This window comes from Streptomyces sp. NBC_01235 (genome assembly GCF_035989285.1).
Classification (GTDB): domain Bacteria; phylum Actinomycetota; class Actinomycetes; order Streptomycetales; family Streptomycetaceae; genus Streptomyces.
On the sequence record NZ_CP108513.1, the window covers coordinates 2,578,318 to 2,602,356 of the forward strand.

The 24,039-nt window shown below is 70.7% G+C and carries 17 protein-coding genes, 2 tRNA genes and 1 pseudogene; 5 read left to right on the forward strand and 15 right to left on the reverse strand.

The annotated features are described in order from the left end of the window. Window positions 1-35 precede the first annotated feature (35 nt). The 3 genes and pseudogenes from OG289_RS11025 to pgsA form a co-directional block, all read right to left on the reverse strand. Window positions 36-1,208 (reverse strand): glycosyltransferase family 4 protein, encoded by a 1,173-nt coding sequence (locus tag OG289_RS11025; protein WP_327313835.1) that lies wholly within the window; start codon window positions 1,206-1,208, stop codon window positions 36-38. Then, on the reverse strand, window positions 1,205-2,122 hold the full coding sequence (locus OG289_RS11030) for a phosphatidylinositol mannoside acyltransferase (protein ID WP_327313836.1): 918 nt from the start codon (window positions 2,120-2,122) through the stop codon (window positions 1,205-1,207). The genes OG289_RS11025 and OG289_RS11030 overlap by 4 nt, the downstream gene beginning before the upstream one ends. Next, window positions 2,119-2,866, reverse strand: a pseudogene (pgsA, locus tag OG289_RS11035) (phosphatidylinositol phosphate synthase). Before pgsA ends, OG289_RS11030 begins: the two are co-directional and overlap by 4 nt. Window positions 2,867-3,085: 219 nt before the next feature. Here pgsA and OG289_RS11040 point away from each other — a divergent pair. Both OG289_RS11040 and OG289_RS11045 read left to right on the forward strand, forming a co-directional pair. After that, window positions 3,086-5,281, forward strand: coding sequence for an elongation factor G-like protein EF-G2 (locus OG289_RS11040; protein WP_327313837.1), 2,196 nt, complete (start codon window positions 3,086-3,088; stop codon window positions 5,279-5,281). A 187-nt stretch (window positions 5,282-5,468) separates the two neighbouring features. Further along, a complete protein-coding gene (locus OG289_RS11045; protein ID WP_327313838.1) occupies window positions 5,469-7,121 on the forward strand; it encodes a hypothetical protein in 1,653 nt (550 codons plus the stop codon). A 41-nt stretch (window positions 7,122-7,162) separates the two neighbouring features. Here OG289_RS11045 and OG289_RS11050 read toward each other — a convergent pair whose 3' ends face one another. After that, complete coding sequence (locus OG289_RS11050; protein WP_327313839.1) at window positions 7,163-7,723, reverse strand: HIT family protein; 561 nt, start codon at window positions 7,721-7,723, stop codon at window positions 7,163-7,165. A gap of 67 nt (window positions 7,724-7,790) precedes the next feature. Between OG289_RS11050 and OG289_RS11055 the strand changes: the two genes are divergently transcribed. Beyond that, entirely contained in the window at window positions 7,791-8,453 is a 663-nt protein-coding gene (locus OG289_RS11055) for a potassium channel family protein (protein WP_327313840.1), read from the forward strand. Window positions 8,454-8,481: 28 nt separating this feature from the next. On the opposite strand, the gene thrS is transcribed toward OG289_RS11055, so the two are convergent. The 3 genes from thrS to OG289_RS11070 form a co-directional block, all read right to left on the reverse strand. Further along, complete coding sequence (gene thrS, locus OG289_RS11060; RefSeq protein WP_327313841.1) at window positions 8,482-10,458, reverse strand: threonine--tRNA ligase; 1,977 nt, start codon at window positions 10,456-10,458, stop codon at window positions 8,482-8,484. Between the two features lie 99 nt (window positions 10,459-10,557). Next, the gene (locus OG289_RS11065) at window positions 10,558-11,775 is read right to left on the reverse strand and encodes a hypothetical protein (RefSeq protein WP_327313842.1); all 1,218 of its coding nucleotides are present in this window, start codon (window positions 11,773-11,775) and stop codon (window positions 10,558-10,560) included. Continuing rightward, entirely contained in the window at window positions 11,772-12,395 is a 624-nt protein-coding gene (locus tag OG289_RS11070) for a DUF4365 domain-containing protein (protein WP_327313843.1), read from the reverse strand. The genes OG289_RS11065 and OG289_RS11070 overlap by 4 nt, the downstream gene beginning before the upstream one ends. A 169-nt stretch (window positions 12,396-12,564) precedes the next feature. Between OG289_RS11070 and OG289_RS11075 the strand changes: the two genes are divergently transcribed. After that, window positions 12,565-13,290 (forward strand): 3'-5' exonuclease, encoded by a 726-nt coding sequence (locus tag OG289_RS11075; protein WP_327313844.1) that lies wholly within the window; start codon window positions 12,565-12,567, stop codon window positions 13,288-13,290. 57 nt (window positions 13,291-13,347) lie between these two features. Here the strand turns inward: OG289_RS11075 and OG289_RS11080 are convergent. Both OG289_RS11080 and OG289_RS11085 read right to left on the reverse strand, forming a co-directional pair. Beyond that, window positions 13,348-13,419 (reverse strand) — tRNA-Val (locus OG289_RS11080). 39 nt (window positions 13,420-13,458) lie between these two features. Next, the gene (locus OG289_RS11085) at window positions 13,459-13,905 is read right to left on the reverse strand and encodes an SRPBCC family protein (protein ID WP_327313845.1); all 447 of its coding nucleotides are present in this window, start codon (window positions 13,903-13,905) and stop codon (window positions 13,459-13,461) included. Between the two features lie 66 nt (window positions 13,906-13,971). Here OG289_RS11085 and OG289_RS11090 point away from each other — a divergent pair, with 66 nt between their 5' ends. Beyond that, complete coding sequence (locus OG289_RS11090) at window positions 13,972-16,383, forward strand: SCO7613 C-terminal domain-containing membrane protein (RefSeq protein WP_327313846.1); 2,412 nt, start codon at window positions 13,972-13,974, stop codon at window positions 16,381-16,383. A 232-nt stretch (window positions 16,384-16,615) separates the two neighbouring features. On the opposite strand, the gene OG289_RS11095 is transcribed toward OG289_RS11090, so the two are convergent. The 6 genes from OG289_RS11095 to OG289_RS11120 form a co-directional block, all read right to left on the reverse strand. Next, window positions 16,616-19,351 carry an exo-rhamnogalacturonan lyase family protein gene (locus tag OG289_RS11095; protein ID WP_327313847.1) on the reverse strand — a complete coding sequence of 912 codons (2,736 nt, stop codon included), beginning with the start codon at window positions 19,349-19,351 and terminating at the stop codon, window positions 16,616-16,618. Between the two features lie 105 nt (window positions 19,352-19,456). Then, window positions 19,457-20,065 (reverse strand): hypothetical protein, encoded by a 609-nt coding sequence (locus OG289_RS11100; RefSeq protein WP_327313848.1) that lies wholly within the window; start codon window positions 20,063-20,065, stop codon window positions 19,457-19,459. A 10-nt stretch (window positions 20,066-20,075) separates the two neighbouring features. Next, on the reverse strand, window positions 20,076-20,984 hold the full coding sequence (locus OG289_RS11105; RefSeq protein ID WP_327313849.1) for a carbohydrate ABC transporter permease: 909 nt from the start codon (window positions 20,982-20,984) through the stop codon (window positions 20,076-20,078). Continuing rightward, a complete protein-coding gene (locus OG289_RS11110) occupies window positions 20,981-21,946 on the reverse strand; it encodes a carbohydrate ABC transporter permease (RefSeq protein ID WP_327313850.1) in 966 nt (321 codons plus the stop codon). The genes OG289_RS11105 and OG289_RS11110 overlap by 4 nt, the downstream gene beginning before the upstream one ends. A 20-nt stretch (window positions 21,947-21,966) precedes the next feature. Further along, the gene (locus OG289_RS11115; RefSeq protein ID WP_327313851.1) at window positions 21,967-23,253 is read right to left on the reverse strand and encodes an extracellular solute-binding protein; all 1,287 of its coding nucleotides are present in this window, start codon (window positions 23,251-23,253) and stop codon (window positions 21,967-21,969) included. Window positions 23,254-23,870: 617 nt separating this feature from the next. Continuing rightward, window positions 23,871-23,942, reverse strand: a tRNA-Val gene (locus OG289_RS11120). Window positions 23,943-24,039: the final 97 nt, after the last annotated feature.

Consider the following 24,039-nt stretch of genomic DNA (forward strand, 5'->3'; position numbering starts at 1 on the left):
GGCTACCGGGGCGCCCTACGGCGACGGGGTGCCGGTCAGTCCCGCGCCAGCCCGAGCCGGGCCCGCAGGCCCGCCGCTCCCCGGTCGTCGTCGTCGGCCGCCACCGCCGCCGCGCCGGCCGTCACCGTCTCGTACACCGACAGGATGTCCGCGCCGACGGTCGACCAGTCGAAGCGCCGTACGTGCGCGCTGCCCCGCTCCCGCAGTTCGGCCCGTCGCTCCGGGTCGCCCAGGAGCCGTACCGCCGCCTCTGCCAGCGCGTCCGCATCCTCGTTGGCGAACAGCTCGCCCGCCGCTCCCTGGTCGAGGACCTGGGCGAAGGCGTCGAGGTCGGAAGCGAGCACGGGGGCCCCGGCCGACATGGCCTCGACGAGGATGATGCCGAAGCTCTCGCCGCCGGTGTTGGGCGCCACGTACAGGTCGACGCTGCGCAGGAAACGCGCCTTGTCCTCGTCGCTGACCATGCCGAGGAACTCCACGCGCGCGTGCAGCTCCTTGGGGAGGTCGGCCACCGCCTCCTCCTCGTCACCGCGGCCCGCGACCAGCAGGCGGGCCTGAGGCCGCTCGGCGAAGATCCTCGGCAGGGCCCTCATCAGCACGGGCAGGCCCTTGCGGGGCTCGTCGATGCGCCCCACGAAGCCGATCGTGTCGCCCTGCCAGGCGGGGTTGGGCTCGGCCCTGGCGAAGAAGTCGACGTCGACGCCGTTGGGGATGACGACCGCGTCCCCGCCGAGGTGCTCCACCAGCGTGCGCCGGGCGTACTCGCTGACCGCGATCCGCGCGCTGATCTTCTCCAGGGCGGCCTGGAGGATCGAGTACGCGGCGATCATCGCGCGCGAGCGCGGGTTGGACGTGTGGAAGGTGGCCACGATCGGCCCGGAGGCCGCCCAGCAGGTCAGCAGGCCGAGCGAGGGAGAGGTCGGCTCGTGGATGTGGACGACGTCGAACGCCCCGTCGTGCAGCCAGCGCCGCACGCGCGCGGCGGACAGGAAGCCGAAGTTGAGGCGGGCCACCGAGCCGTTGTAGGGCACAGGGACCGCGCGCCCGGCCGAGACGACGTACGGCGGCAGCGGGGTGTCGTCGTCGGCGGGAGCCAGGACGGACACCTCGTGGCCGAGCCGGATGAAGTACTCGGCGAGGTCGCGGATATGGAACTGGACGCCGCCCGGTACGTCCCAGGAGTACGGGCAGACGATGCCGATTCTCAACGGAGGTCCCCGTCCGACGCGCGGGTTTCCAGGTCCGCGAGCCACAAACGCTGGAGCATGTGCCAGTCCTCCGGGTGGTCGGCGATGCCGGTGGCGAAGGCGTCAGCCAGCGCCTGTGTCATGACAGACGTCTTCTCGGCCCGCGTACCTGTCTCGGGTACCTCGATCGGGGGATGCACGCGCCCTCGCATGACGGGCGAGTCGTCGTACCAGAGGGTGACGGGCAGCAGGAGCGCGCCCGTCTGCTGGGCCAGCAGGGCCGGTCCGGCGGGCATCCGGGTCAGGTCCCCGAAGAAGTCCACCTCGACGCCGGAGGCGGACAGGTCGCGCTCGGCGACCAGACAGACCAGGCCGCCGTCGCGCAGTCGCCGGGCCAGGGTGGCGAAGGCGGTGCCGCCGGTGTGCGGCAGCACCTCCATGCCGAGGCCCTCCCGGTAGGCGACGAACCGGTCGTACAGCGTCTCCGGCCTGAGGCGTTCGGCGACGGTGGTGAACGGTGTCTCCAGCTTGGTGGTGACCCAGGCGCCGGCCAGGTCCCAGTTGCCCATGTGCGGCAGGGCGAGGATGACGCCCTGGTCGGAGGCGATGCCGTCGGTCAGGTAGTGCACGTCCTTGGGATCGAAGCCGCCGCGCACGCGCTCGGCGCTCCAGGCGGGCAGCCGGAAGGACTCCATCCAGTAGCGCAGGTAGGAGCGCATCCCCGCGCGCGAGAGCTCCGCGAGCCGCTCGGGGCTCGCCTCCGGCACAACGCGCGCGTAGTTGCTCTCCAGCCTCCGCACGCCCTTGCCGCGCCGCTTCCACGCGAGGTCGGCGACGGTGCGCCCGAGACGCACGGCGACGGGCTCGGGGAGCTTCTTGACGGTGCTCCAGCCGAGGCCGTACAGCGCGTCGGCCAGGCGCTCCTGGGCGCTCACTTCGCGGCCTCGCTCCCCTGGGCCTCATGTCCCTGGGTCTCAGGTCCCTGGGCCTCCGCCTCCGCCTCGGCCGACTCCCGCCGGACCGTGACGACACGCTGGATCAGCGTGACCAGGCTGCCGACGGCGACGATCCACAGCGCGATCGGCAGCAGCACCTGGATGCCGGGCACGCCGAAAGTGTGCAGACCCGCCAGACCGGCCGCGACCAGGGAGATCACCAGGCGCTCCGCGCGCTCCACGAGCCCGTTGACGGCGACCGGCAGGCCGATCGACTCGCCGCGGGCCTTCGTGTACGACACCACCTGGCCGCTGGTCAGGCAGAAGATCGACACGGCGCACAGGACGTTGTCGTCGCCGTTGCCCGCGTACCAGAGCGCGAAGCCGCCGAAGATCGCGCCGTCGGCGACCCGGTCGAGCGTGGAGTCCAGGAAGGCGCCCCAGCGGCTGGTGCGGCCCAGCTGGCGGGCCATGTTGCCGTCGACGAGGTCCGAGAAGACGAAGAGCGTGATGACGATCGTGCCCCAGAAGAACTCGCCCCGGGGGTAGAAGACCAGCGCGCCCGCGATCACTCCGGCGGTGCCGAGGAGCGTGACCGTGTCGGGGCTCACGCCCCGGCGGATGAGAAACGCGGCGAACGGTGTGAGGACACGCGTGAAGAATGCACGCGCGTACTTGTTCAGCATGGCCTTCCCGAGGGTTCGGTGTGGCCGCGCGGCCCCTGCTGGCCACCGGCTGGCCCATCGTAGCCACGCGCGCGTGTGTGCGACGGCCGGGCACCCGGACCCCCGTGTCATGGCCCGACGGCATCCGGGTCACGGCCGGGTCGCGTCCGTCGTATGGACGCGCAGTGACGGGAGTGGAAAGCTCGAAGGACCGCGGGCGTCGCCGGAGCCGCCATCGCACGCGGGGCCGCCGTGCCCGCGCCCCCAGTGACCTCACCGTGCACGGGAGGCAAGGAAAATGGGCGACAAGGCGAACGCACACCCCGGAGCCGCCGGCAGGGCTACAGCGGCCGACCACCCCGCGTCCGTACGGAATGTGGTGCTGGTCGGCCACTGCGGATCGGGCAAGACGACCTTGGTGGAGGCTCTCGCTCTCACGGCGGGAGCGGTGAACCGGGCGGGCCGTGTGGAGGACGGCGGCACCGTCTCCGACTACGACGAGATCGAGCACCGGCAGCAGCGCTCGGTGCAGCTCTCCCTGGTGCCCGTCGAATGGGACGGCATCAAGATCAACCTTCTCGACACCCCCGGATACGCGGACTTCGTCGGGGAGCTCAGGGCCGGTCTGCGCGCCGCGGACGCGGCCCTCTTCGTCGTCTCGGCGTCGGACGGCGTGGACGGTTCGACCCGCATGGTGTGGGAGGAGTGCGCGGCCGTCGGCATGCCCCGCGCGATCGTGGTCACGCACCTGGAGGCCTCCCGCGCGGACTTCGAGGAGATGACCCGGATCTGTGCGGAGGTCTTCGGCGGCGACGACCCGGACGCGGTCCTCCCGCTGTATCTGCCGCTGCACGGGCCCGAGGGGCCGGACGGACACGCGCCCGTGACCGGGCTGACCGGGCTGCTGTCCCAGAAGCTGTTCGACTACTCCTCCGGCGAACGCAAGGAGGCCGAGCCGGGCGAGGACCAGCTGCCGGACATCGAGGAGGCCCGCAACCGGCTGATCGAGGGGATCATCGCCGAGAGCGAGGACGAGACCCTCATGGACCGCTACCTCGGCGGCGAGCAGATCGACGTCAAGACGCTGATCGAGGACCTGGAGCGGGCCGTCGCGCGCGGCACGTTCTTCCCCGTCCTGGCGGCCGCGCCGGCCGCCGAGGGCGCCCGGCAGGGGCTCGGCACGGTCGAGCTGCTGGAACTGGTCACGAGGGGCTTCCCGACGCCCCTGGAGCGCGAGGCGCCCCGCGTGACGACCGTCGACGGCCGGCCGCGCGAGCTGAAGCCCTGCGATCCGGACGGGCCGCTGGTCGCGGAGGTCGTGAAGACCTCCTCCGACCCCTACGTCGGCCGGGTCTCGCTCGTCCGCGTCTTCTCCGGCACCCTGCACCCCGACGAGACCGTCCACGTCTCGGGGCACGGTCTGGCCGACCGCGGCCACGAGGACCACGACGTGGACGAACGCATCGGCGCCCTGTCCGCGCCGTTCGGGAAACAGCAGCGGGTCCTGACGCACGCCATCGCGGGCGACCTCGCGTGCGTGGCGAAACTCGGCCGCGCGGAGACCGGCGACACGCTCTCCGCCAAGGACGACCCGCTCCTCATGGAGCCCTGGCAGATGCCCGACCCGCTGCTCCCGCTCGCCATCCAGGCTCACAGCAAGCCCGACGAGGACAAGCTCTCGCAGGGCCTGGCCCGGCTGGTCGCCGAGGACCCGACGATGCGCCTGGAGCAGAACCAACACACTCACCAGGTGGTCCTGTGGTGCCTCGGCGAGGCCCACTCCGACGTCGCCCTGGAGCGGCTGCGCTCCCGCTACGGCGTCCAGGTCGACGTCGTCCCGTACAAGGTCTCCCTACGGGAGACGTTCGCGGCGAAGTCGGCCGGGCGCGGGCGGCACGTGAAGCAGTCCGGCGGGCACGGCCAGTTCGCGATCTGCGAGATCGAGGTGGAACCGCTGCCCGGCGGCTCGGGCATCGAGTTCGTGGACAAGGTCGTCGGCGGCGCGGTGCCGCGCCAGTTCATCCCCTCCGTCGAGAAGGGCGTACGGGCCCAGGCGGCGAAGGGCCTGGCGGCGGGGCATCCGCTGGTCGACGTCCGGATCACGCTGCTCGACGGCAAGGCACACTCGGTGGACTCCTCCGACGCCGCGTTCCAGACGGCCGGCGCGCTCGCACTGCGGGAGGCCGCCGCCGACGCCCGGATCCATCTCCTCGAGCCGGTGGCCGAGGTGTCCGTCCTGGTCGGCGACGACTACGTGGGCGCCGTGATGAGCGACTTGTCGGGGCGGCGCGGCCGGGTGCTGGGCACGGAGCAGACCAGCGGCGGGCGCACCCTGGTCAGGGCCGAGGTGCCCGAGATCGAGATCGGCCGGTACGCGGTCGACCTGCGCTCCCTCTCGCACGGCACGGCCCGCTTCCACCGCGCGTACGCCCGGCACGAGCCGATGCCACCGCAGGTGGCCGAGAAGATCCGCCAACAGGCGCAGGACGGATAACGGTTGGGGCTGGACCGTACTCAAGTGGCCTGCGTGGAAGGTGATCCTCCGCATCGGCGGGCGGCTTCGGCCGTCCGCCGACGGATGTCAGTGGCTGGGGATACCCTGATGACCTGATCAACAGGTGTGCGGAGTACGGAAGTCGGGAAGGCCGCAGGTGCGGGACTGCGGCGAGTGGGGGGCGGGAATGACCGTTGAGGGCTTCTTCGGGCCACAGGTGCCCCGGACGGGCGGCGCTGGAGGCGCCCCCACGTTCGCGTTGGCTTCGGCGGCCTACCGGGACACCCCGATGGAGGAGATCAAGAAGGCCGACAACGAGTGGCACCAGTCGACGGTCAAGGACGGCCGGAGTTGGGCGAAGGTCTTCCGCCCCAACTTCGGTGAGGCGTACTCGCAGGCGGTGATCGACCGCATGCTGGGCGTCGGCCGCGCGCCGCTCATCCAGTCCTTCGGCAGCGAGCCGCAGGTGGTCGTCGAGCACTGCCTCGCCGCCACTCGCATCCGCCGGGAGCGGGACACGAAGCTGACCGGCCTGATGCTGCTGTGCGGCGTGCTCTTCCTGCCCGGCCTGCTGGTCTGGCTGCTGGTCTTCCAGCTGCGGGCGACCATGGGGAAGCTGGACAACAAGCGGGTCTCCGGGCTCGCCACCGGCCTGCTCGTCGCGGTGGGCGCCCTCGCCGTGATCTTCCTGGTCAAGATGCCGTTCACCGGCATCGTGGGCTGGTACGCGCGCGGGTGCGTCGTGGCGCCCGTGGCCGGCTGGTTCCTGGCCAAGCGGGTCTGCGAAAGCACCGCGAAGGACCTGCGCGAGGCTTGGAGCGGCCTGCTCTCCGGCGGCAGCGTCGGCGCGAAGGTCCCCGAGGCGGTGCCCACCAGTCCCGACCAGGCCGCGGCCGAGCAGCTGCGCCAGTCCCTGGCACGGCTCAGCGCCGAGCAGCAGTCCAACTCGGTCTTCTACGCCGGCCCCAAGGGCATTCTCGGCATGGGTACCCGCTGGGGCTCCTGGCACCTCGCGGAGGAGTTGGCGCCGCTCGACCCCATCAAGGGCATCCACGAGTTCCGCAGCTGGACCGTGGTCCGCGCGATCCACGATGAGCTGAGCGTGCTGCACCGGCAGAGCCTGAAGACCGGAGGCTTCCCCGAGCCTCAGGTGCGGCACTGGATCGTCACGCATGTGGGTGAGGGCGCCAAGGAGGTGTCCAGGCCCGAGGGAACCGACGTCGAGGCGTACCAGGTCAAACCCAGGGCCGTGGAGGACATCTGCAACAACCAGCAGTTCGACAGCGGCGATCGCCACTACCTGGGCGTGCAGTGGCCGAACCTGTGGAACGGCAATCTGATCCTGACCCTGATGATCACCGTGACGGTGCTGAAGGAGACCCTGCGCATCGAGGTCACCGGACACGCGCTGGGCCCGGTCAACGGACTGTTCAGCGGCAAGCCGGCGGCACCCACCAAGGAGGTCGCCAAGACCGTCCGCTTCTGGGAGACCCGGACGATCAAGCTGCCGCTGGTCACCACCGACGAGGTCGTCCGGCTCGCCGCGCGCGCCACGGTCAGCTGGTATCCGCCGCTGCTGAAGTGGCTCGGCGGCTCCATAGGCCTGCCCGAGCCCTTCGGCCTGCGGCATGCCTGGGCCGACCAGCCCTGGAAGCACCGCTTCATGGCCGACGACGCGCTGCGCGCGGCCACGCCGGTGCTGCGCGCGGTGCACAAGGCGGCGCTGAGGGTGCTCCGAGAGCATGACGTCGACGTGGACAAGTTCAGCTCGCGGGCGTCGGCCCTCAGCGGGACGGTCCAGGAAGTGTCCCCGAAGAAGGCCGACACCTACGACGCGTAGGTAACGACCTACGGCGCGTTACGCCACGCAGAAAGCGCGGCTCAGGCGGTCGGCCAGGCGTCCGCCAGCATCTTCCTCGTGTCGGCGAGGAGTTGCGGCAGCACGCGCGTGTGGCCGACCACCGGCATGAAGTTCGTGTCGCCGCCCCAGCGGGGCACAATGTGCTGGTGGAGGTGGGCGGCGATACCGGCGCCCGCGACGGTCCCCTGGTTCATGCCGATGTTGAAGCCTTGCGCTCCCGACGCGGTGCGCAGGGCCGTCATCGCCTGCTTGGTCAGCTCGGCGAGCTCGGCGGTCTCCGGCACCGTCAGGTCGGTGTAGTCGGCCACGTGCCGGTACGGGACGGTCATCAGGTGGCCGCCGTTGTACGGGTACAGGTTCAGCACCGCGTAGACGTGCTCACCGCGCCGGACGACCAGCCCGTCCTCGTCGGACTTCGCCGGGATCGAGCAGAACGGGCACCCGTCGTCGGCCCCCGGGCCGGTCGGCTTGTTCTCGCCCTGGATGTAGGCCATCCGGTGGGGCGTCCACAGGCGCTGGAACGCGTCCTGCGTCCCCACTCCGATCTGCTGCTCCGGCTCACTCGTCATGCAAGGCAGCATATGGCTTCGCCCGTTCGCGGCGTGTCGCCGGGGTTGTGGGAAAGGGGTCCCGGGCCAAGCTTGGCCGATGGACGACGACAACCCGACGGCACGCTGGGAGCGGCGGGCCGGGCCGGTGCTCGCGGTGGCCTCACTGCTCTTTCTCGTCTCGTACGGAGTGCGGGTTCTGGGAGAGGGGCTGCCCGGGCCGGTGCTCGACCTGTGTCTGGCGGTCTTGTACGGGGCCTGGGCGCTGTTCGTCGTGGACTACGTGGTGCGCTGGCGGCTGAGCGGCGAGGGGCCGGGCTTTGTCCACCGGCACTGGCTGGACTCCGTGGTCGTCGTGCTGCCCCTGCTGCGGCCGGTGCGCATCGTGCGGGTCTACGACGCCATGCAGGACCGCCGCCAGGGGGAACCCCGGCTGGCCTTGCAGGCACGGGTGATGCTGTACGCGGGCATGGCGTCCACGCTGCTCGGTCTGTCGGCCGCCCTCGCCGTGTTCCATTACGAGCACAACGCTCCGGACGCGTCGATCCGTACGTTCGGCGACGCGCTGTGGTGGGCGGTCTCCACGCTGGCGACCGTGGGCTACGGCGACGTCGTCCCCGTGACGGTGATCGGGCGGCTGATCGCGGTGCTCCTGATGGGCTGCGGCCTCGCCCTGCTGGGTGCGGTGACGGGGTCGTTCTCGTCGTATCTGATGCAGCGGTTCGCACGTGCCGGGGACGACGTGGGGCCCCCGCGGACATGAAGTCACGGGGGCCCACGGCACGTACGCGTCAGACCTGCGTCCGCTCCTCGACGACCTTCGCGATCTTCGCGATGGCCTCGTCGAACGGGATGCCGTTCTCCTGCGAGCCGTCGCGGTAGCGGAAGGACACCGAGCCGGCCGACATGTCCTCGTCGCCCGCGATGACCATGAAGGGCACCTTCTGCTTCTGGGCGTTGCGGATCTTCTTCTGCATGCGGTCGGAGGATGAGTCCACCTCGACGCGCAGCCCCTGCTTCTTGGCCGCGGCGGCGAACTTCTCCAGGTACTCCACGTGCCCGTCGCCGATCGGGATGCCGAGCGCCTGGACCGGGGCCAGCCACGCCGGGAAGGCGCCCGCGTAGTGCTCCAGGAGCACCGCGAAGAACCGCTCGATGGAGCCGAACAGCGCGCGGTGGATCATGACCGGGCGCTGCTTGGAGCCGTCGGGGCCGGTGTACTCCAGGTCGAAGCGCTCCGGCAGGTTGAAGTCGAGCTGGATGGTCGACATCTGCCAGGTGCGGCCGATGGCGTCCTTGGTCTGGACGGAGATCTTCGGCCCGTAGAACGCGGCGCCGCCCGGGTCGGGGACGAGGGGCAGGCCCTGCTTCTCGGCGACCTCGCGCAGCGTCTCGGTCGCCTCCTCCCAGACCTCGTCCGAGCCGACGAACTTCTCCGGGTCCTTGGTGGACAGCTCCAGGTAGAAGTCGGTCAGGCCGTAGTCACGGAGCAGACCGAGGACGAAGGTGAGCGTCTTGTCGAGCTCCTCCGACATCTGCTCGCGGGTGCAGTAGATGTGCGCGTCGTCCTGCGTGAAGCCACGCGCGCGGGTGAGACCGTGCACGACGCCCGACTTCTCGTACCGGTACACCGTCCCGAACTCGAAGAGGCGCAGCGGCAGTTCACGGTAGGAGCGGCCGCGCGCGTCGAAGATCAGATTGTGCATCGGGCAGTTCATGGGCTTGAGGTAGTAGTCCACGCCCTCGTCGAGCTGCATGGGCGGGTACATGCCGTCGGCGTACCAGTCCAGGTGCCCGGACGTCTCGAAGAGCTTCCCCTTCGTCGCGTGCGGGGTGTAGACGAACTCGTAGCCCTCCTCCTCGTGCCGGCGGCGCGAGTAGTCCTCCATGACCCGGCGGATGATGCCGCCCTTGGGGTGGAAGACGGCGAGGCCGGAACCGATCTGCTCCGGGATGGAGAACAGGTCGAGCTCGGAGCCGAGCTTGCGGTGGTCGCGCTTCTCGGCCTCGGCGAGGAAGTCGAGGTGGGCCTTCAGCTCTTCCTTGGACGGCCAGGCGGTGCCGTAGATGCGCTGGAGCATGGGGTTCTTCTCGCTGCCGCGCCAGTAGGCGGCCGCGTTGCGCATCAGCTTGAACGCCGGGATGTTGCGGGTGGTGGGCAGGTGGGGACCGCGGCAGAGGTCCTTCCAGCACAGGTCACCGGTCCTGGCGTCCAGGTTGTCGTAGATCGTCAGCTCGCCGGAGCCGACCTCGACGTCCGCGCCGTCGTCGCTGGAGGCCGAGCCCTTGAGGCCGATCAGCTCCAGCTTGTAGGGCTCGTCGGCGAGCTCCTCGCGGGCGGCCTCGTCGGTGACCACACGACGGGCGAACCTCTGCCCGCGCTTCTGGATCTCCTGCATCTTCTTCTCGACGGCCTTGAGATCCTCGGGCGTGAACGGCTTCTCGACATCGAAGTCGTAGTAGAAGCCGTCCTTGACCGGCGGGCCGATGCCCAGCTTGGCCTCGGGGAAGAGCTCCTGCACGGCCTGGGCCATCACGTGCGCCGTGGAGTGGCGCAGGATGTTCAGGCCGTCCTGGGAGGAGATCTCGACGCCCTCGACCTCCTCGCCGTCCGCGAGCACGTACGACAGGTCCCTGAGCTCGCCGGCCACACGCGCGGCGATGATCGAGCGCTCGCCGGCGAAGAGGTCGGCGGCCGTGGTGCCCGTCGTCACCGTGCGCTCTTCCCGCTCGGAATCGCGTTGGATGATCACACGGACGTCTGACACCGGTCTCTCCTGACTGAAGGTGGGTGCGGCGCCATACCGTGAGCGCGCGCAATAGGGGATCGTACCGACCCGCACCCACCGACCGCGAAACGGTCACCCTCAGTCCTCGCCCCCGCACGCCTCCTCGAAGAAATCCAGGTTCTCCTGCAGGGACTTCATCAGCCGGTCCCGCTCGGCCTCGTCCACCTGCACGGGCACCACCCCGCCGGCGCCGGTGAGCCGGCGGAACCCGCCCCTGCTCTCCAGCCGGCCCTGCACCCGCACCGGCAGCCCGACCAGGTGGGCCTGCCCGGCGATGCGGTAGTCCTCCTCGTCGAGGGTGAGCCGGACGTGCGGGATCTCGGCGCCGGCCAGCACCCGCAGCCGTACGCTGCCCTCGCCGCGCGGCCCCGACCTGCGCATCCGGACCACCGTCCCGGTGACCCGTACGGGCACGGAGGGCTCCTCGCGCAGATAGCGGGCGCCGGCCTCGCGCAGCACGGACAGGTCGCCGGGCGAGAACTCGACCGGTTCGTCGCTCGCGGCGCAGTCCTCGGGGACTCCGGCCGCGGGCGACCACTCGACGGCGATCCGGGCCCCCTCGGTGCCCCGGACGAGGGCGATCAGCGCCTCGGTGAGCTCCCGGCTGGCGCCGGCCTCCACGGCGCCGTCGAAGGCGTCCATGCCACCGGTCGCCCGCTGGTAGTCGATGGCCTCGCGCACGGCGTACAGGGCCTGGTGGAGGCGGACGGCGAGGGGGCGGGCGACCGTGACGGGGGCGAAGGCCGTCAGGCTGCGTCCACCGGCCGCCGAGCCGACGAGGACGCTCTCCAGGGCCGCGAGGGCCGCGCGCCGGTGGCGGGCGCCGTAGTAGCCCGCACGCGCGCGTGTGGCGAGCGCGCCGGCGAGCAGCATCTGGCGGGCGGCTCCGCGCAGTTGTTCCTCGACGGCCCAGGACGCGGCCCCGGCGGGCCCGGTCGGGGCGTCCCTCCACCAGCGGATCTCGTCGCTCGGCACGGCGAGCCCGACGAGCACCTCGCGCGCGGAGGGCGTGCCGCTGCGGGCCAGCGCGAGGAGCGCCTCGCCGAGCAGGTCGTCGCTGTCGGGGAAGGCCCGGCTCTCGGGCACCAGCAGGCTGGTCCCGCCGCCGCCCGGGCCGGGCGGGGTCCAGCGGCCGTAGCGTCCGGGGGCGCCGCCGCGCCGCTGCCAGCCGTGCCGGCGCAGCAGGGCTGCGAGGACGGCCGGGTCGACCTCGCCGGGCTCCGGCGACTCGTCCCAGTGGGCCTCGGGGTGCGGCCGTACGGACCGCAGTCGCTCGTCGAGGGGGCGGTGGGTCATGGTCTGCCTCCCGTCCCGGCCCGCGTCATGATCTCGCACAGCGCCCGGTCGTCGAAGATGCGTGTGGTCGGTATCCGCACGGTGGTCCGGGTCCGGCCGGTGATCGGGTGGCCGGCGAGATTGACCCAGTAGCAGCAGTGCCGCAGGTCGAGTCGGTCGTGACTGGCACGCAGCCAGTCGTCCTGGGATCTGGGCACGAGCATCACGACGAGGATCTTGTGCACCGACACCGGGGTGCGGGCGAGTTTGCGCAGGTGATCGTTGTCGAGGGTGAAGGAGAAGAAGCCGCGCATCGAGTGGGGCGGGGGCGCAGCCCCCTCGGTTGAGGGTGGTGGTGGGAGACGGGCGGGCGGGTTGGGCCGCACCTGGTAGGTGGCCTTGAGCTGCACCTTGATGGTGACCTCGTCGTCGACGGTGTGCCCGGGTGCGCTGTGGCTGACGTGCCAGTCGATGCCGTTGTCCGGAAACGGCTGGGACAGCGAGCACCCCGCGGCCGCCGCGACCGCGTGCAGATAGCCCACCTGCAGTGTCTCCATGCAGGCGGTGGTGGCGAGTGTGCCGCGGTGAAGCCCCGCGCGTTCGGGCAGCAGCCCGCCCCGCTCGGGCTGCGCTATCGCCATGACCAACAGCCTTCCAGCCAGAGCCCAGTCCCGGTGACGGGCCGCTGAACTGCAAAGACCCGTACTCGTGTTGTGTCCTTCCGGCGTACGGCGCAAACAGCCCGGGTATCACCAAACAGGCAGAAGACGGTGCGTCAGCTGCCGTGGGTGAACGAGGGGTTGGGTAGGTATGACGTACTGGTACGAGGGGCCGCTGGCCGCTTTTGACACGGAGACGACGGGCGTCGACGTGGAGACCGACCGGATCGTGTCGGCCGCCCTCGTCGTCCAGGACGCGCCGGGGGTTCGGCCGCGGGTGAGCCGCTGGCTGGTGAACCCGGGCGTGCCGGTTCCCGCCGGGGCGACGGAGGTGCACGGGCTGACGGACGAACACCTGCAGCGCAACGGCCGCTGGCCGTCGCCGGTGATGTACGAGATAGCCGAGCTGCTCGCCGAACAGGCCGCCGCGGGACGCCCACTGGTGGTGATGAACGCGCCGTTCGACCTGACGCTGCTCGACCGTGAGCTGCGCAGGCACCGCGCCTCGGCGCTGGACAACTGGCTGGAGGCGGCGCCGCTGCGGGTACTGGACCCCCGGGTCCTGGACAAGCACCTGGACCGCTACCGCAAAGGCCGGCGCACGCTCACCGACCTGTGCGCGCACTACGGCGTGACGCTGGCCGAGGCGCACGACGCGGCGGCGGACGCGCTGGCCGCGCTGGAGGTCGTCCGGGCACTGGGCCGACGGTTCGCGACGCGCCTGGAACGCCTGTCCCCCGCCGATCTGCACGCCCTGCAGACGGCCTGGCACGCGGCCCAGGCGCGGGGACTCCAGGCGTGGTTCGCGCGCAGTGGCTCTCCGGAGACGGTGGACACGTCGTGGCCGCTGCGCCCGGAGCTTCCGGCGGCGGCCTAGATGCGCTGACCGGACACGAAAAAGCCGGTCCGCGTGGTGCGGACCGGCTTCTCCCGGTGGGCGATACTGGGTTCGAACCAGTGACCTCTTCGGTGTGAACGAAGCGCTCTCCCACTGAGCTAATCGCCCGGGAACGCACTGAACAATACAGGTGCCCGCGCGCTTCCTTCAAACCCCTTGCAGGTGCGCCACGAGGCCGCGCCGTCCGGCCCGCATCATCAGCCGGTGGTTCAGGCGGAACACCGGCCGCCCAGGGACGGCGAACCGCCGCAGCAGCGGCTTGTTCACCTGGACCACCTGGTCGTAGCGGGCGAGGGTGCCGGAGCCGCCGGCGGTCACGGTCCAGCGCGCCCAGCCGTCGAGGTCGCCCGTCATCGCGATCTCCAGAACTCCGGCCGCAGGATCGCGCCGCACCTCACGGGCGGTGAAGGTCAGGTCGTACGGGAGGAGGGAGCGGACGCGGACGACGCCGGTCGTGTCGTCGACCCGGTTCACCTCGCGCACCTGCGGCCACCAGCGCGGGTAGTCCTCGGCCTGCTCCAGCGTGTCGTACACGCGGTCGGGCGGCGCGGGCAGGGCCCACATGCTGCGGAAGCGGTAACGGGTCCAGTCCATGGGCAGAGTGTGCCCACGCGGGCGTCCGGCCAGTGGCATTTGAGTACGTTCTGAGTACGTGCGCTCATGCCGCCGAGCGTGACGCGAACCACACTTCGAAACATGACGCATTTTCCGCCCCCGGCCGAGGAGCTGCGGCTTCTCGACACCGAGTTGCGGCAACTGAACGCCCGCCGGGCCCAGTTGCTGACCCGCCGCGCCTGGCTGGTCGCCACGCTTCAGCAGGCGGCACGGCCGACACCGTCGGTATGGCCGAGCCGGCCGACGCCGGCGTCTCCGGGACCGGCCGCCCGCACCGAGGCCACCGCGCCCGGTGTGCAGAACGTCCTTCTCCTGCTCGGCGGCATCCTGCTCACCGTCGCGGCGATGGTGTTCACCCTGGTCAGCTGGGGTCACCTGGGTATCGCCGGCCGGTCCCTGGTGCTGGGCGCGGTCACGCTGGCCGTGCTCGGCGCGCCCGTGGCGCTGCTGCGGCGGGGGCTGCGGTCGACCGCCGAGTCCGTCGCGGGTCTCGGCCTCGCGCTGACGGTGCTGGACGCGTACGCGCTGCACGAGGTGGCGTTCGCGGCGGCGGACGGCACGACGTACACGGCCGCCGCGTCGACCGCGCTGGCGGCGCTGTGGGCGGCGTACGGAACCGCGCTCGCCGCGCTGCCGGGCTCGGCCACGGTACGGCTCCCCGGTCCGGCCGCCCTGACGGTCGCTCAACTCCCGCTGCCGCTGTGGGTCATCACGGTCGGCGGCGGGGCGCACGCGGTCACGGCCGCGGTGCTGCTGACGGCGGCGCTCGACACGGTGGTCGCGCTGCGGGTGGCCGACCGGCCGATGCGCCTTGTCGCCGTGGTGGGCGCGCTCGGGGCGGGCGGGTGGGGCGTCCTGACGGCCGGCCTGCTCTCCCTGGACGCTGCCGGTCCGGGCGCCGCCGCCCGCGCGGCGGCGCTCCTCGCCCTCGCGGCGGCGATCGCCCTCGGGGCGGCCCGGTTCGCCCCGCGCCCGGAGCTCGCGACGGGGACGGCGGCGGTCGGCGCCCTGTGCGTGGTCGCCGGCCTCGGCGGCATCCTGCGGGCGTCGGTGCCGGGCGACTGGACCGTACCGGCGTATCTGGCGTGCGGGATCGCGCTGTTGGCCGCCGTGCGGGGTCAGGAGGCGGTGCGCCGGGGTGTCGCCTGGGCCTCCGGTGTCGTCCAGGCGGGGGCGGTGCTGTGGTCGGTGCCGGCCGTCGGTGTCACGCTGCTCGGGCCGATGGCGTGGCTCCGGCATCCGTGGTCCGGAGCTCCGGCGGGCGCCCGGGCCGCGGCGACGATGGACGCCTTCTGGCCGCCGTACGCGGTCACGGCTCCCCTGATCCTCGTCGCGGTGGCCGCGGTCCTGGCGACGGCCGTCCGGAACGAGGAGTGGCGCCCGCAGGCGCTGACCGCCGCGCTGACGTTGACGTGGGCCGCGGTCCTCGCCACCCCGGCGGCGCTGCAACTCCCTTACACCGTCGGCCTGTTGGTACAGGGCCTCACGACCCTGGCGCTCCTGGTACCGGTGACGCGGACGGCCACCGGGCTCGCGTTGTTCACCTCGCTCGGACTCGCCTTCCTCTCCCTGGCCACCGAATCGGCGACCCTCACCGTTCTCGCCTCACTGACCGTTGTGTGCGCGGTGGCCGCACGGTGCGGACGACTGGCGCCGGTGTCCGCTGCCGCCGCGCTCGGCTACGCCACGGCCCTGGCCTGCGCCGTGGGCGCCTCCGCCGGCTGGCGGCCGGAGCACACCGCGCTGCTGGTGCTGGTGGTCCCGATGGCGGCGGCCCTGGTCGCACCCCGGATCGGCGACGTTGCGACGACGGTCGCGGTCGAGGCGACGGGAGCCGCGGCCGGCCTGGTCGCCATCGGCCTGGCGGTCTTCGACCTGCCGCTGCTCGCCCTGGTGCTCTCCCTGTGCGCGGTGATCGCCGCGGGCACGGCGGTACGCCCGGACCGCCGTGCCGTCGGCTACGCGGCCGTCGTCCTCTTCGTGCTGGCCGCGTGGGTGCGCCTGGCGGCCTGGCGGGTGGGGCTCCCGGAGGCGTACACCCTGCCGGTCACGGTTCCGGCGCTGCTCGTCGGAGCCCTGCGCCGCCGCCACGACCCGGCGACGTCGTCCTGGACCGCGTACGCGCCCGGGCTCACCGCCACGCTTGTGCCGAGCCTCGCCACAGCGTGGGGCGACCCCGAGTGGACCCGCCCCCTGCTGCTGGGCACGGCCGCGCTGCTGCTCACCCTGCTGGGCGCCCGGCACCGGTTGCAGGCACCGCTCGTGCTCGGTGGCTCGGTGCTCACCCTGGACACGCTGCACGAACTCGCCCCGTATCTCGTCCAGGTGACCGACGCGCTCCCCCGCTGGGTGCCCCTCGCCCTCGCCGGACTGCTGCTGCTCGCACTCGGTGCGACGTACGAACAGCGGCTGCGGAACGTCCGGAAGGCACGGGAGGCCCTGGGGAGGATGAACTAGTGCCGTGGCAGGCACCGTTTGCCCGTGAAGGAGCGGCGTCCGGTGCGTGCTCTGGGGTCCCCCCCCGGCCGAAGGCTGGGGGGAGTGCCGGCCGAAGGCCCTCGTACTGGACGTACGTGGGTCTTCGGCCGGTTCGGCGAGTGGGGGCACCTCCCACGCCTTTGAGGCAGTGGGGGAGCGTGCCGGGTGTCGCGACGGGGCGAACGTCGCCTGTCACGGCACCAGCCCACCGCTACGGCATCTTGTCGCCGAGGAGGGCCAGGTTCTCGATGGCGGCGAGGCCGTAGAGGGCGGTGTCGTTGGTGGCCACCCAGGCTGCCTCGCTGCCCGCGACCAGGGTGGCCGGGCCGCTCAGCGGCTCCGTCTTCCACGGGGAGGACTCCATGTAGCCGTCGGAGCTGTAGAACTTCGTCCACGCCCGCCGGGCGAGCGTGGCGTCGCCGGTCTGGACGGCAGCGTACGCGTCGAGGCGGGAGTGGCCCTGGAAGAGCAGCAGGGTGCCGAAGTTGGTGCCGTAGCGGGCCGCCTGTTCCGCCTTGGTGGCGTTGAAGTAGCGGCAGTAGTCGAGGTAGACCTCCTTGAACTTCGGCATGTCGACCAGGTGGATGAGCTCGGCGCACAGCTCGTTGAGACCGAAGACGGCGGAGAGGTGCGAGACGCCGACGACGGGCGCGGAAGCGACCGCGAACTTGCCGGTGTCGAGGTCGTACAGCCCGCTGCCCTGCACGAAGCCGTTGGGCTGGGCGGCGATGGTCTCCATCGTCGACAGGACGCGTGCCTTGGCCTTCTCCCACTTGGGGCCCTTGCGCTCCCACTCGGTGAGCCACGCCGACACCAGCCCGCTCCAGTCGGTGCCGAAGCCGATGGACAGGGCATGCCGGTCGGGCGTGTAGGGCTCGGTGCGGATCTTGCGCAGCGGGTCCAGGGCGAGGAACGTCTCGTCGGAGTCGACGTTGGCGTGCATGAGGTCGCCGACGCGCTCGTCGGCGGTGAGGAAGTAGTAGTAGCGGCGGTAGGTGGTGTTGGCGATGCGCTGCTGCTTGGCGCTGTCGGCGTAGTGCTGGACGCCGTGCCGGGTGCCCAGGCCCGCCCACTGGCCGATGTGGTAGACGTCGACCTCGCCGGTGTGCCGGGTCATCGCCTCGGCGAAGCGGAAGATGTCCGCGCGGCCGGAGCGCAGGTACGCGAACCACAGCCAGAGGTCCGGCGACAGTTCGGAGTTGTCCCAGGCGTAGCCGCCGATGTCGTACCGCCACTGGTGCCTGACGCTGTCGTAGGTGTGCATGATGTCGCCGTAGTCCCAGAAGCCGTACCAACGGCGCTGCTCCACCTGGCCCTTGTAGTAGGTGAAGAGGAAGTCGAGGTGGTCCTCGATCTTCGCCTTGGCGGGAGTGGAGCGGTCCGGCTCGGAGTACAGGCCCGGGCCGAACACCTTGGCCTTGATGAGCTGCTTGGGCGGGGCGGCGAGCTGGGGCAGCACCCGGACGGCCTCGACCTGTTCGGCGAGTCCCTCGGGGGCGGGCGTCGACTCGTTGGCCCAGAAGAGGAGTTCGGAGGTACGGGCGATGCCGTAGGGGGTGCCGAAGCCGGGCTCGTAGTCCTCGTAGGTGATGTTGAGGCCCTCGAGCTGCTCGGGGAAGGTGTCCTGGCCCATGCCGTCGTGGTAGAAGCGCAGGTCCATGGGCTGCGCCTCGGGCGACCAGAGCCATAGGGTGACCTCGGCCTCGTCGGTGTGCGCGTCACGGATGTCGAGCTGGGCGGGGTGCTTCTCCCAGAAGTCCCTCAGGCCGAAGGAGAATCCGCCGCTCACCCCGCCGACGTACCCGAAGCCGGAGGCGCGTTTGCCGCCGCCGGCGCCGATCCAGCCGTAGCCCTTCTTGGTGCGCTTGCGCAGGGTGAAGCCGTCGGCGGAGAGCTGGGAGAGGGTGTAGTCGCCCCATTCGGGGATGTACTGGAGGCGGGTGGTGACCCGCTGGTCCCAGGTGGCGGGGTCGGGCAGCTTCTGGCCCGCGTACTGGGCGGCCTGGACCGCCGCGCCGGGGTCGCGGCGCAGGCCCGTGATGCCCTTGACGGCCTCGCGCAGCAGGCCGGTGCCCTCGCCGCCGATGCGGATGTGACGGTCGTAGGACTCGTCGCGCATCGGGACGGTGAAGCGGACGCCCAGGCCCCGGATGAAGTCGCCGCTCGCCTTGCCGGGTTCCTGCTTCCCGTCGTAGGTGATGGTGTGCACCATGCGGAAGGAGTCGGCGCCCGCGTAGAAGTAGAGGCGGATGGAGAAGGGAAGCCAACTGCGGCTGCCCTTACGGTGCTTGCCGTCGATGCGGACGACCGCGCGGACCGGGCCCGACTGTTCGACGGTGACGGCGTCGACGGCGCCCTCGAAGCGCTCGGTCTTGACGGTGCCCTGGTCCTCGTCCTCGATCTCGGGCTGCCGGATCAGGACCAGGCGGCCGTTCTTGGCGATCTCGGTGGAGCCACGGGTGACGGACTTGATGAGGGTCGCCCCGGACTTGCCGATCTTCGCGGTGATGACACCGGTCGACACGTCGATGGTGCCGCCGCTCTTGTCGACGGTGACCTTCTTGGCGGGAGCGGCCGGGGCACCGGCGGCCAGGGTGAGCTTGCCGGAGCCCGAACTCACCGCGTGGGCGGTCCACTTGAGGGAGCCGTCCGGCCAGTACGCAAGCGGCCAGGACTGTACGGGGACGTCCTTGCCGTCGGCGTCGGTCAGCGCGAAGGCCTGGTCCTCCTGGTACGCGCCCATCGGCCAGGGCACGCCGAGCGTGGAGCCGGGGGCGGCGCCGAGGCCGCCGTCCTCCAGCCAGTCCAGGGTCACCGGATCGGCGTCCGCCGCCTCGGCTCTCGGCGCGGCCTCGGCGTCCTTCGCCCCTAGCGCCCAGCTGAACTGTGCGGCGGCGCCGGCGACGGCCGCCGCCTTGAGGAGGGACCTGCGGGGGATGGGAGACATGAGATGCAGCCTTTCCTTTCCGTGCGGGATGCAGAGGGGGTGGTCAGGGGCATGACAGAGAGAGGTGCGGCGCCCGGGGCGCAGACCTTGCGTGAGCACCGCACGTCAGCGGTGCCTGTACCTCTGCTCCACGGCCACGGCCGCCGCCGCGACGGCCCCGAGGACGGGGACCGCCAGCGGCACGACGACCCAGCCGGACAGGGCCACCACGGCCAGTCCGGCGACGAGCAGGAAGGATCCGGCGGGATCGAGCACGGTACGACGGCCGGCCCGCGCGAGCAGGGCGCGCCAGGAGTCGCCCGGCGACCAGAGCGCCGCCGCGCGCATCCCGGCGACCATGAGGCCGATCAGCGCGAACAGCCCGACGGCCCCGACGAACGGCCCACCGGGAATCCCGGCCCGGGCGGCCTGGACGTCCACCCAGACCGCGGCCACCGCCGCCCATCCGACGAGCCCGGCCACCCAGCCGCCACGCATGGCGGAGCGGAAGTCGGCGACGAACTCCCGCCAGCCACCGCCCTCATGGGCCGTACGGCGGCGCAGGTGCCGGGCCCCGGCGGCGAAGGCGGCCGGGTAGGTGATCACACCGGCCGAGGCCACCACGATCCACACGCCGGTGAGCAGACACTCGGCGAACACCCCGAACCGCTCGGCGAGGACGGAATCGCCGGCAGCACGATCACGGCTACGGGCTTTCACGCGCGCTTCGGCCATGTGACCCGCCTCAGCCCTTCAGTCCGGAGGTCGCCATTCCGTCGATGAGATACCGCTGGAAGGCGAGGAAGAACAGCAACACCGGCAGCAGCGCCACCAGGGACATGGCGATCAGTCCGCCGTAGTTGGCGGCGACGCCGTCGGAGTCACGGAACATCGTCAGCCCGAGGGAGACGGTGTACTTGCCGGGCTCGTTGAGGTAGATCAGCGGGCCCATGAAGTCGTTCCAGGCGTTGATGAAGGTGAAGATGGCACTGGTGATGAGCGCGGGCCGGCACAGCGGCAGCACGATCGACCAGTAGATGCGCAGGTGCCCGCACCCGTCGAGCCGGGCGGCCTCGTCCAGTTCCCGGGGCAGGTTGCGCATGAACTGCACCATGAGGAAGACGAAGAACGCCTCGGTGGCCAGGTACTTGCCGAGGAGCAGCGGCACGTATGTGTTGATCAGTTCCAGCTTCTGGAACATCACGTACTGCGGGATGAGCAGTACGTGGTAAGGCAGCAGGAGGGTGCCGATCATCAGCGAGAACAGCAGGTTCCGGCCGGCGAACCTGATCTTGGCGAACGCGTAGGCGGTCAGTGAGCAGGAGATGAGGATGCCGACGACGGAGCCGAGCGCGTAGAAGAGGGAGTTCTGGAAGAACGTCCAGATCGAGATGTCCGCGATGCCGTCGGCCAGGCCCTTGAAGTTGCCGAGGATGGGGCTGGTCGGGAACAGGTCCAGGCTGTTGATGATGTCCTTGCTCGGCTTGAACGAGGCGCCGACGACCCAGAGGACCGGGTAGAGCACGATCGCGAGGACGAGCAGGGAGCCGAGGTGCCAGACGAGCGAGCCGGCGCGCCTGCGGCCGAGGCCGGCCGACTTGTGCAGGGCGGGCGGGCCGGCGGGTGCGGTGGTGGACGTGGTGGTGGCGCTCATCGGGCGTCCTCTGCGTCGTTTTCGTAATGCACCCACTTCTTCTGCGACCAGAAGAGGACCGCCGTCACCAGGGCCACGGCCAGCAGCAGCATCCAGGCCATCGCGGAGGCGAAGCCCATCTGCGCGTTCTTGAAGCCCTGCTGGTACAGGTAGCAGGTGTAGACGAGCGTGGCGTCGGCCGGACCGCAGTAGGTGTTGGAGACGACATAGGCCGAGCCGAAGATCTGGAAGGAGTGGATGGTCTCCAGGAGCACGTTGAAGAAGAGCACCGGGGAAATCATCGGGAGCGTGATGCTCCAGAACCGGCGGAAGGGTCCGGCGCCGTCCATCTCTGCCGCCTCGTACAGCTCCCTGGGAACCTGCTTCAGACCCGCCAGGAAGATGACCATGGGCGCGCCGAACTGCCAGACGGTGAGCGCGACCAGGCAGTAGAGGATCCAGTCGGGGTTGCCGACCCAGCCGCCGGCATGGACGCCGAAGACCGACATCGTCCGGTCGACGATGGCGTCGTCGGAGAACATGGACCGCCAGACGAAGGCGATCGACACGCTCGCGCCGATGAGCGAGGGGGCGTAGAAGGCGGCCCGGTAGAAGGCCTGGCCGCGCCGGCTCTGGGCGAGCAGCAGGGCGACGCCGAGCGCGAGCAGCAGCTTCAGGGGCGTGCCGATGATCACGTACTTCGCCGTGACCTCGACCGACTTCTGCCAGCGCGGATCGTCGAACATCTTCGTGAAGTTGTCGAAGCCGATCCACTTCGGACTGGTGAAGAGGTTGTAGTCGGTGAAGGCGAAGTAGAGCGAGGCGACCATGGGGCCCGCGGTCAGCAACACGAAACCGGCGATCCACGGGGACATGAAGAGATAGCCGGCGAGGTTCTCCCGGCGCCCCCGCCGCTTGTCGGCGGCGGGGGCTGCGGAGCGGGCCTTCCGGGTGGTGGGCGGAGATTCCTTGACGAGCGTCACAGTTGGTTCCCCATCAGGCGTCAGGCTTGGAAAGCGGCCTCGGACTCGTCGAAGAACTGCTTCACCGCGTCGGCGACCTTGACCTTGCCCAAGCTCATGTCACCGGCGATGCGCAGGAACGCGGCCTCGACGGTGTCGGCGCCGGAGGGGTGCGGGGTGATGGTGCCGAGGAGGCCTGCCTTGGCGGTGTCGTCCTCGTACTGGGCGATCTCCTTGGCCACCGCGTCGGTCGGCTTGAACGCCGCGTACTGCCCGGTGGTGGCGAGGATGCCCCGGTCGTAGCCCATGATCTTGCCGACCTCGGGGTCGTGGACCATGAAGTCGATGAACTGGGCGACTTCCTTGGGGTGCGCGGTGCGCGCGGAGGCGCTCAGCATGAGGGACGCGAGGTACTGACCGGTGTCCTTGCCGTTCGTGGTGGGGATCGGGGCGAGGCCGTAGGTGCTGTCGCCCTCCGCCGTGTAGCGGACGGTGAAGTTGTCCCAGGTGAACTCCGCCGCCGCGTGCCCGGCGGAGAGGGAGGACTTGGGGCGGTCCTGGGCGACGGTCTTCGGATCGGTGATGATCCCGGCCTTGGTGCGGTTGTAGCCGTCCTGCCACCACTCCGTCAGATCGGCCTTGTCGAAACCGAGTCCGTCCTTGGTGAAGAACGCCTTTCCGTTCTGACGGAGGTACAGGTCGTAGAGGTACATGATGCTGAAGTAGCCCGTGTCCCCCGGAACCTTCGTCTTGTCGTAGATGGTCTTGAGGGCCTTGAAGTAGTCGTCCCAGGTCCAGCCCGGGGTCGCCTCGACGCCCGCCTTCTCGAAGGCCTTCTTGTCGATGACCAGCGCCATGGTGTTGGAGCCGACCGGGATGCCGAGCTGCTTGCCGTCGACCTCGCCGACCTTGGTGACGCCCGCGCGGAAGTCGTCCAGTTTCAGATTGCCCGCGTCCACCTGGGACTTGAGGTCGAGGAGAATGCCTCTCTTGTCATACTTCCGAAGATATGCGACGGCGTTCTGGAATACGTCCGGGGGATTTCCGCCGGCCGCCTGCGTCTGGAACTTCTCCCAGAATGCGACGTAGTCCTGGAAGTCCGTCTTCACCTTGATCTTCGGATACTTCTTCTCGAAGAGCGCGATGCTCTGGTTGATCCTTTTCGCGCGCTCCTCGGCGCCCCACCACGCGTAACGGATCGTCACCGTCCCGTCACCGGAACCGCTGTCGCCCCCGCATCCCGTCGTCGCGGCCAGCCCGAGCGTGGCCGCCGTGGCTCCGGCCGCCTTCAGGATCGTTCGCCTCTCAACATTCCTGCTGGTTCCCACAGTCGGACCCTCCCCGCAGCGTCGTTGCCGCTTGCATGAATCGTTTCAAGAAAGCGCTTGCTGGCACAAGGTACGAGGGGGCTGAGGGAGCGTCAATGATTCGGACAGGAATTTCTTGTGCGCGAACTCTGCGGGGAGGGTGACCCGGCTGGGCGATGCGACCCCTCCAGGAGGACGAACTCGCAGGTGAGAGACTCCCGTTCGGCGTCTCGAACCGGAGACCGGCCACTGAAGGATCGAACCGGGAGGCTGAAATCCGGCTGGGGGAACGGGTGTTGAGTGAGTGCTGGGGTGGATGTCGCAGCGAGGGAAGGAAGTTGACGGTGTGGAGGCAGGGCACCGCGGGACGGGACAGCGGGGCCACGGGAGGGGTGACGAGGGGCCGCGCGACGACGTGGCACGGGGCTCGCGAGGAGGCTCGCGAAGGGGTGGTTCGGGGTGGCGCGATGACTGCGTGGCGTCGCCGGCGAGGCGCGCCGATCACATCGAGGTCGGCATCGACGGCGGCATGGGCGTCGGTGTCGACATCGACACCGACGAGCGTCGGAAGGTACGCCGCCGGCCGCACAAACGACGGCGGCCTGTCTGCGCTCTCGCAGACAGGCCGCCGTTCCGGGTGGGCGATACTGGGTTCGAACCAGTGACCTCTTCGGTGTGAACGAAGCGCTCTCCCACTGAGCTAATCGCCCGGACGCAGGAAGAACATTACCCCATGTCAGGGGGTGGCCGTGACCACGGCCGACCGGTCCCCGCGACCCTGTCGAAGATCGCCCGAAGGCCGGCCGA

Excerpts from the sequence above, each read along its gene's own strand:
- OG289_RS11040 (WP_327313837.1), top strand. The coding sequence starts at position 3,086 with ATGGGCGACAAGGCGAACGCACACCCCGGAGCCGCCGGCAGGGCTACA.
- OG289_RS11045 (WP_327313838.1), top strand. The coding sequence starts at position 5,469 with ATGACCGTTGAGGGCTTCTTCGGGCCACAGGTGCCCCGGACGGGCGGC.
- OG289_RS11050 (WP_327313839.1), bottom strand. The coding sequence starts at position 7,723 with ATGCTGCCTTGCATGACGAGTGAGCCGGAGCAGCAGATCGGAGTGGGG.
- OG289_RS11055 (WP_327313840.1), top strand. The coding sequence starts at position 7,791 with ATGGACGACGACAACCCGACGGCACGCTGGGAGCGGCGGGCCGGGCCG.
- OG289_RS11065 (WP_327313842.1), bottom strand. The coding sequence starts at position 11,775 with ATGACCCACCGCCCCCTCGACGAGCGACTGCGGTCCGTACGGCCGCAC.
- OG289_RS11070 (WP_327313843.1), bottom strand. The coding sequence starts at position 12,395 with ATGGCGATAGCGCAGCCCGAGCGGGGCGGGCTGCTGCCCGAACGCGCG.
- OG289_RS11075 (WP_327313844.1), top strand. The coding sequence starts at position 12,565 with ATGACGTACTGGTACGAGGGGCCGCTGGCCGCTTTTGACACGGAGACG.
- OG289_RS11085 (WP_327313845.1), bottom strand. The coding sequence starts at position 13,905 with ATGGACTGGACCCGTTACCGCTTCCGCAGCATGTGGGCCCTGCCCGCG.
- OG289_RS11090 (WP_327313846.1), top strand. The coding sequence starts at position 13,972 with ATGCCGCCGAGCGTGACGCGAACCACACTTCGAAACATGACGCATTTT.
- OG289_RS11095 (WP_327313847.1), bottom strand. The coding sequence starts at position 19,351 with ATGTCTCCCATCCCCCGCAGGTCCCTCCTCAAGGCGGCGGCCGTCGCC.
- OG289_RS11100 (WP_327313848.1), bottom strand. The coding sequence starts at position 20,065 with ATGGCCGAAGCGCGCGTGAAAGCCCGTAGCCGTGATCGTGCTGCCGGC.
- OG289_RS11105 (WP_327313849.1), bottom strand. The coding sequence starts at position 20,984 with ATGAGCGCCACCACCACGTCCACCACCGCACCCGCCGGCCCGCCCGCC.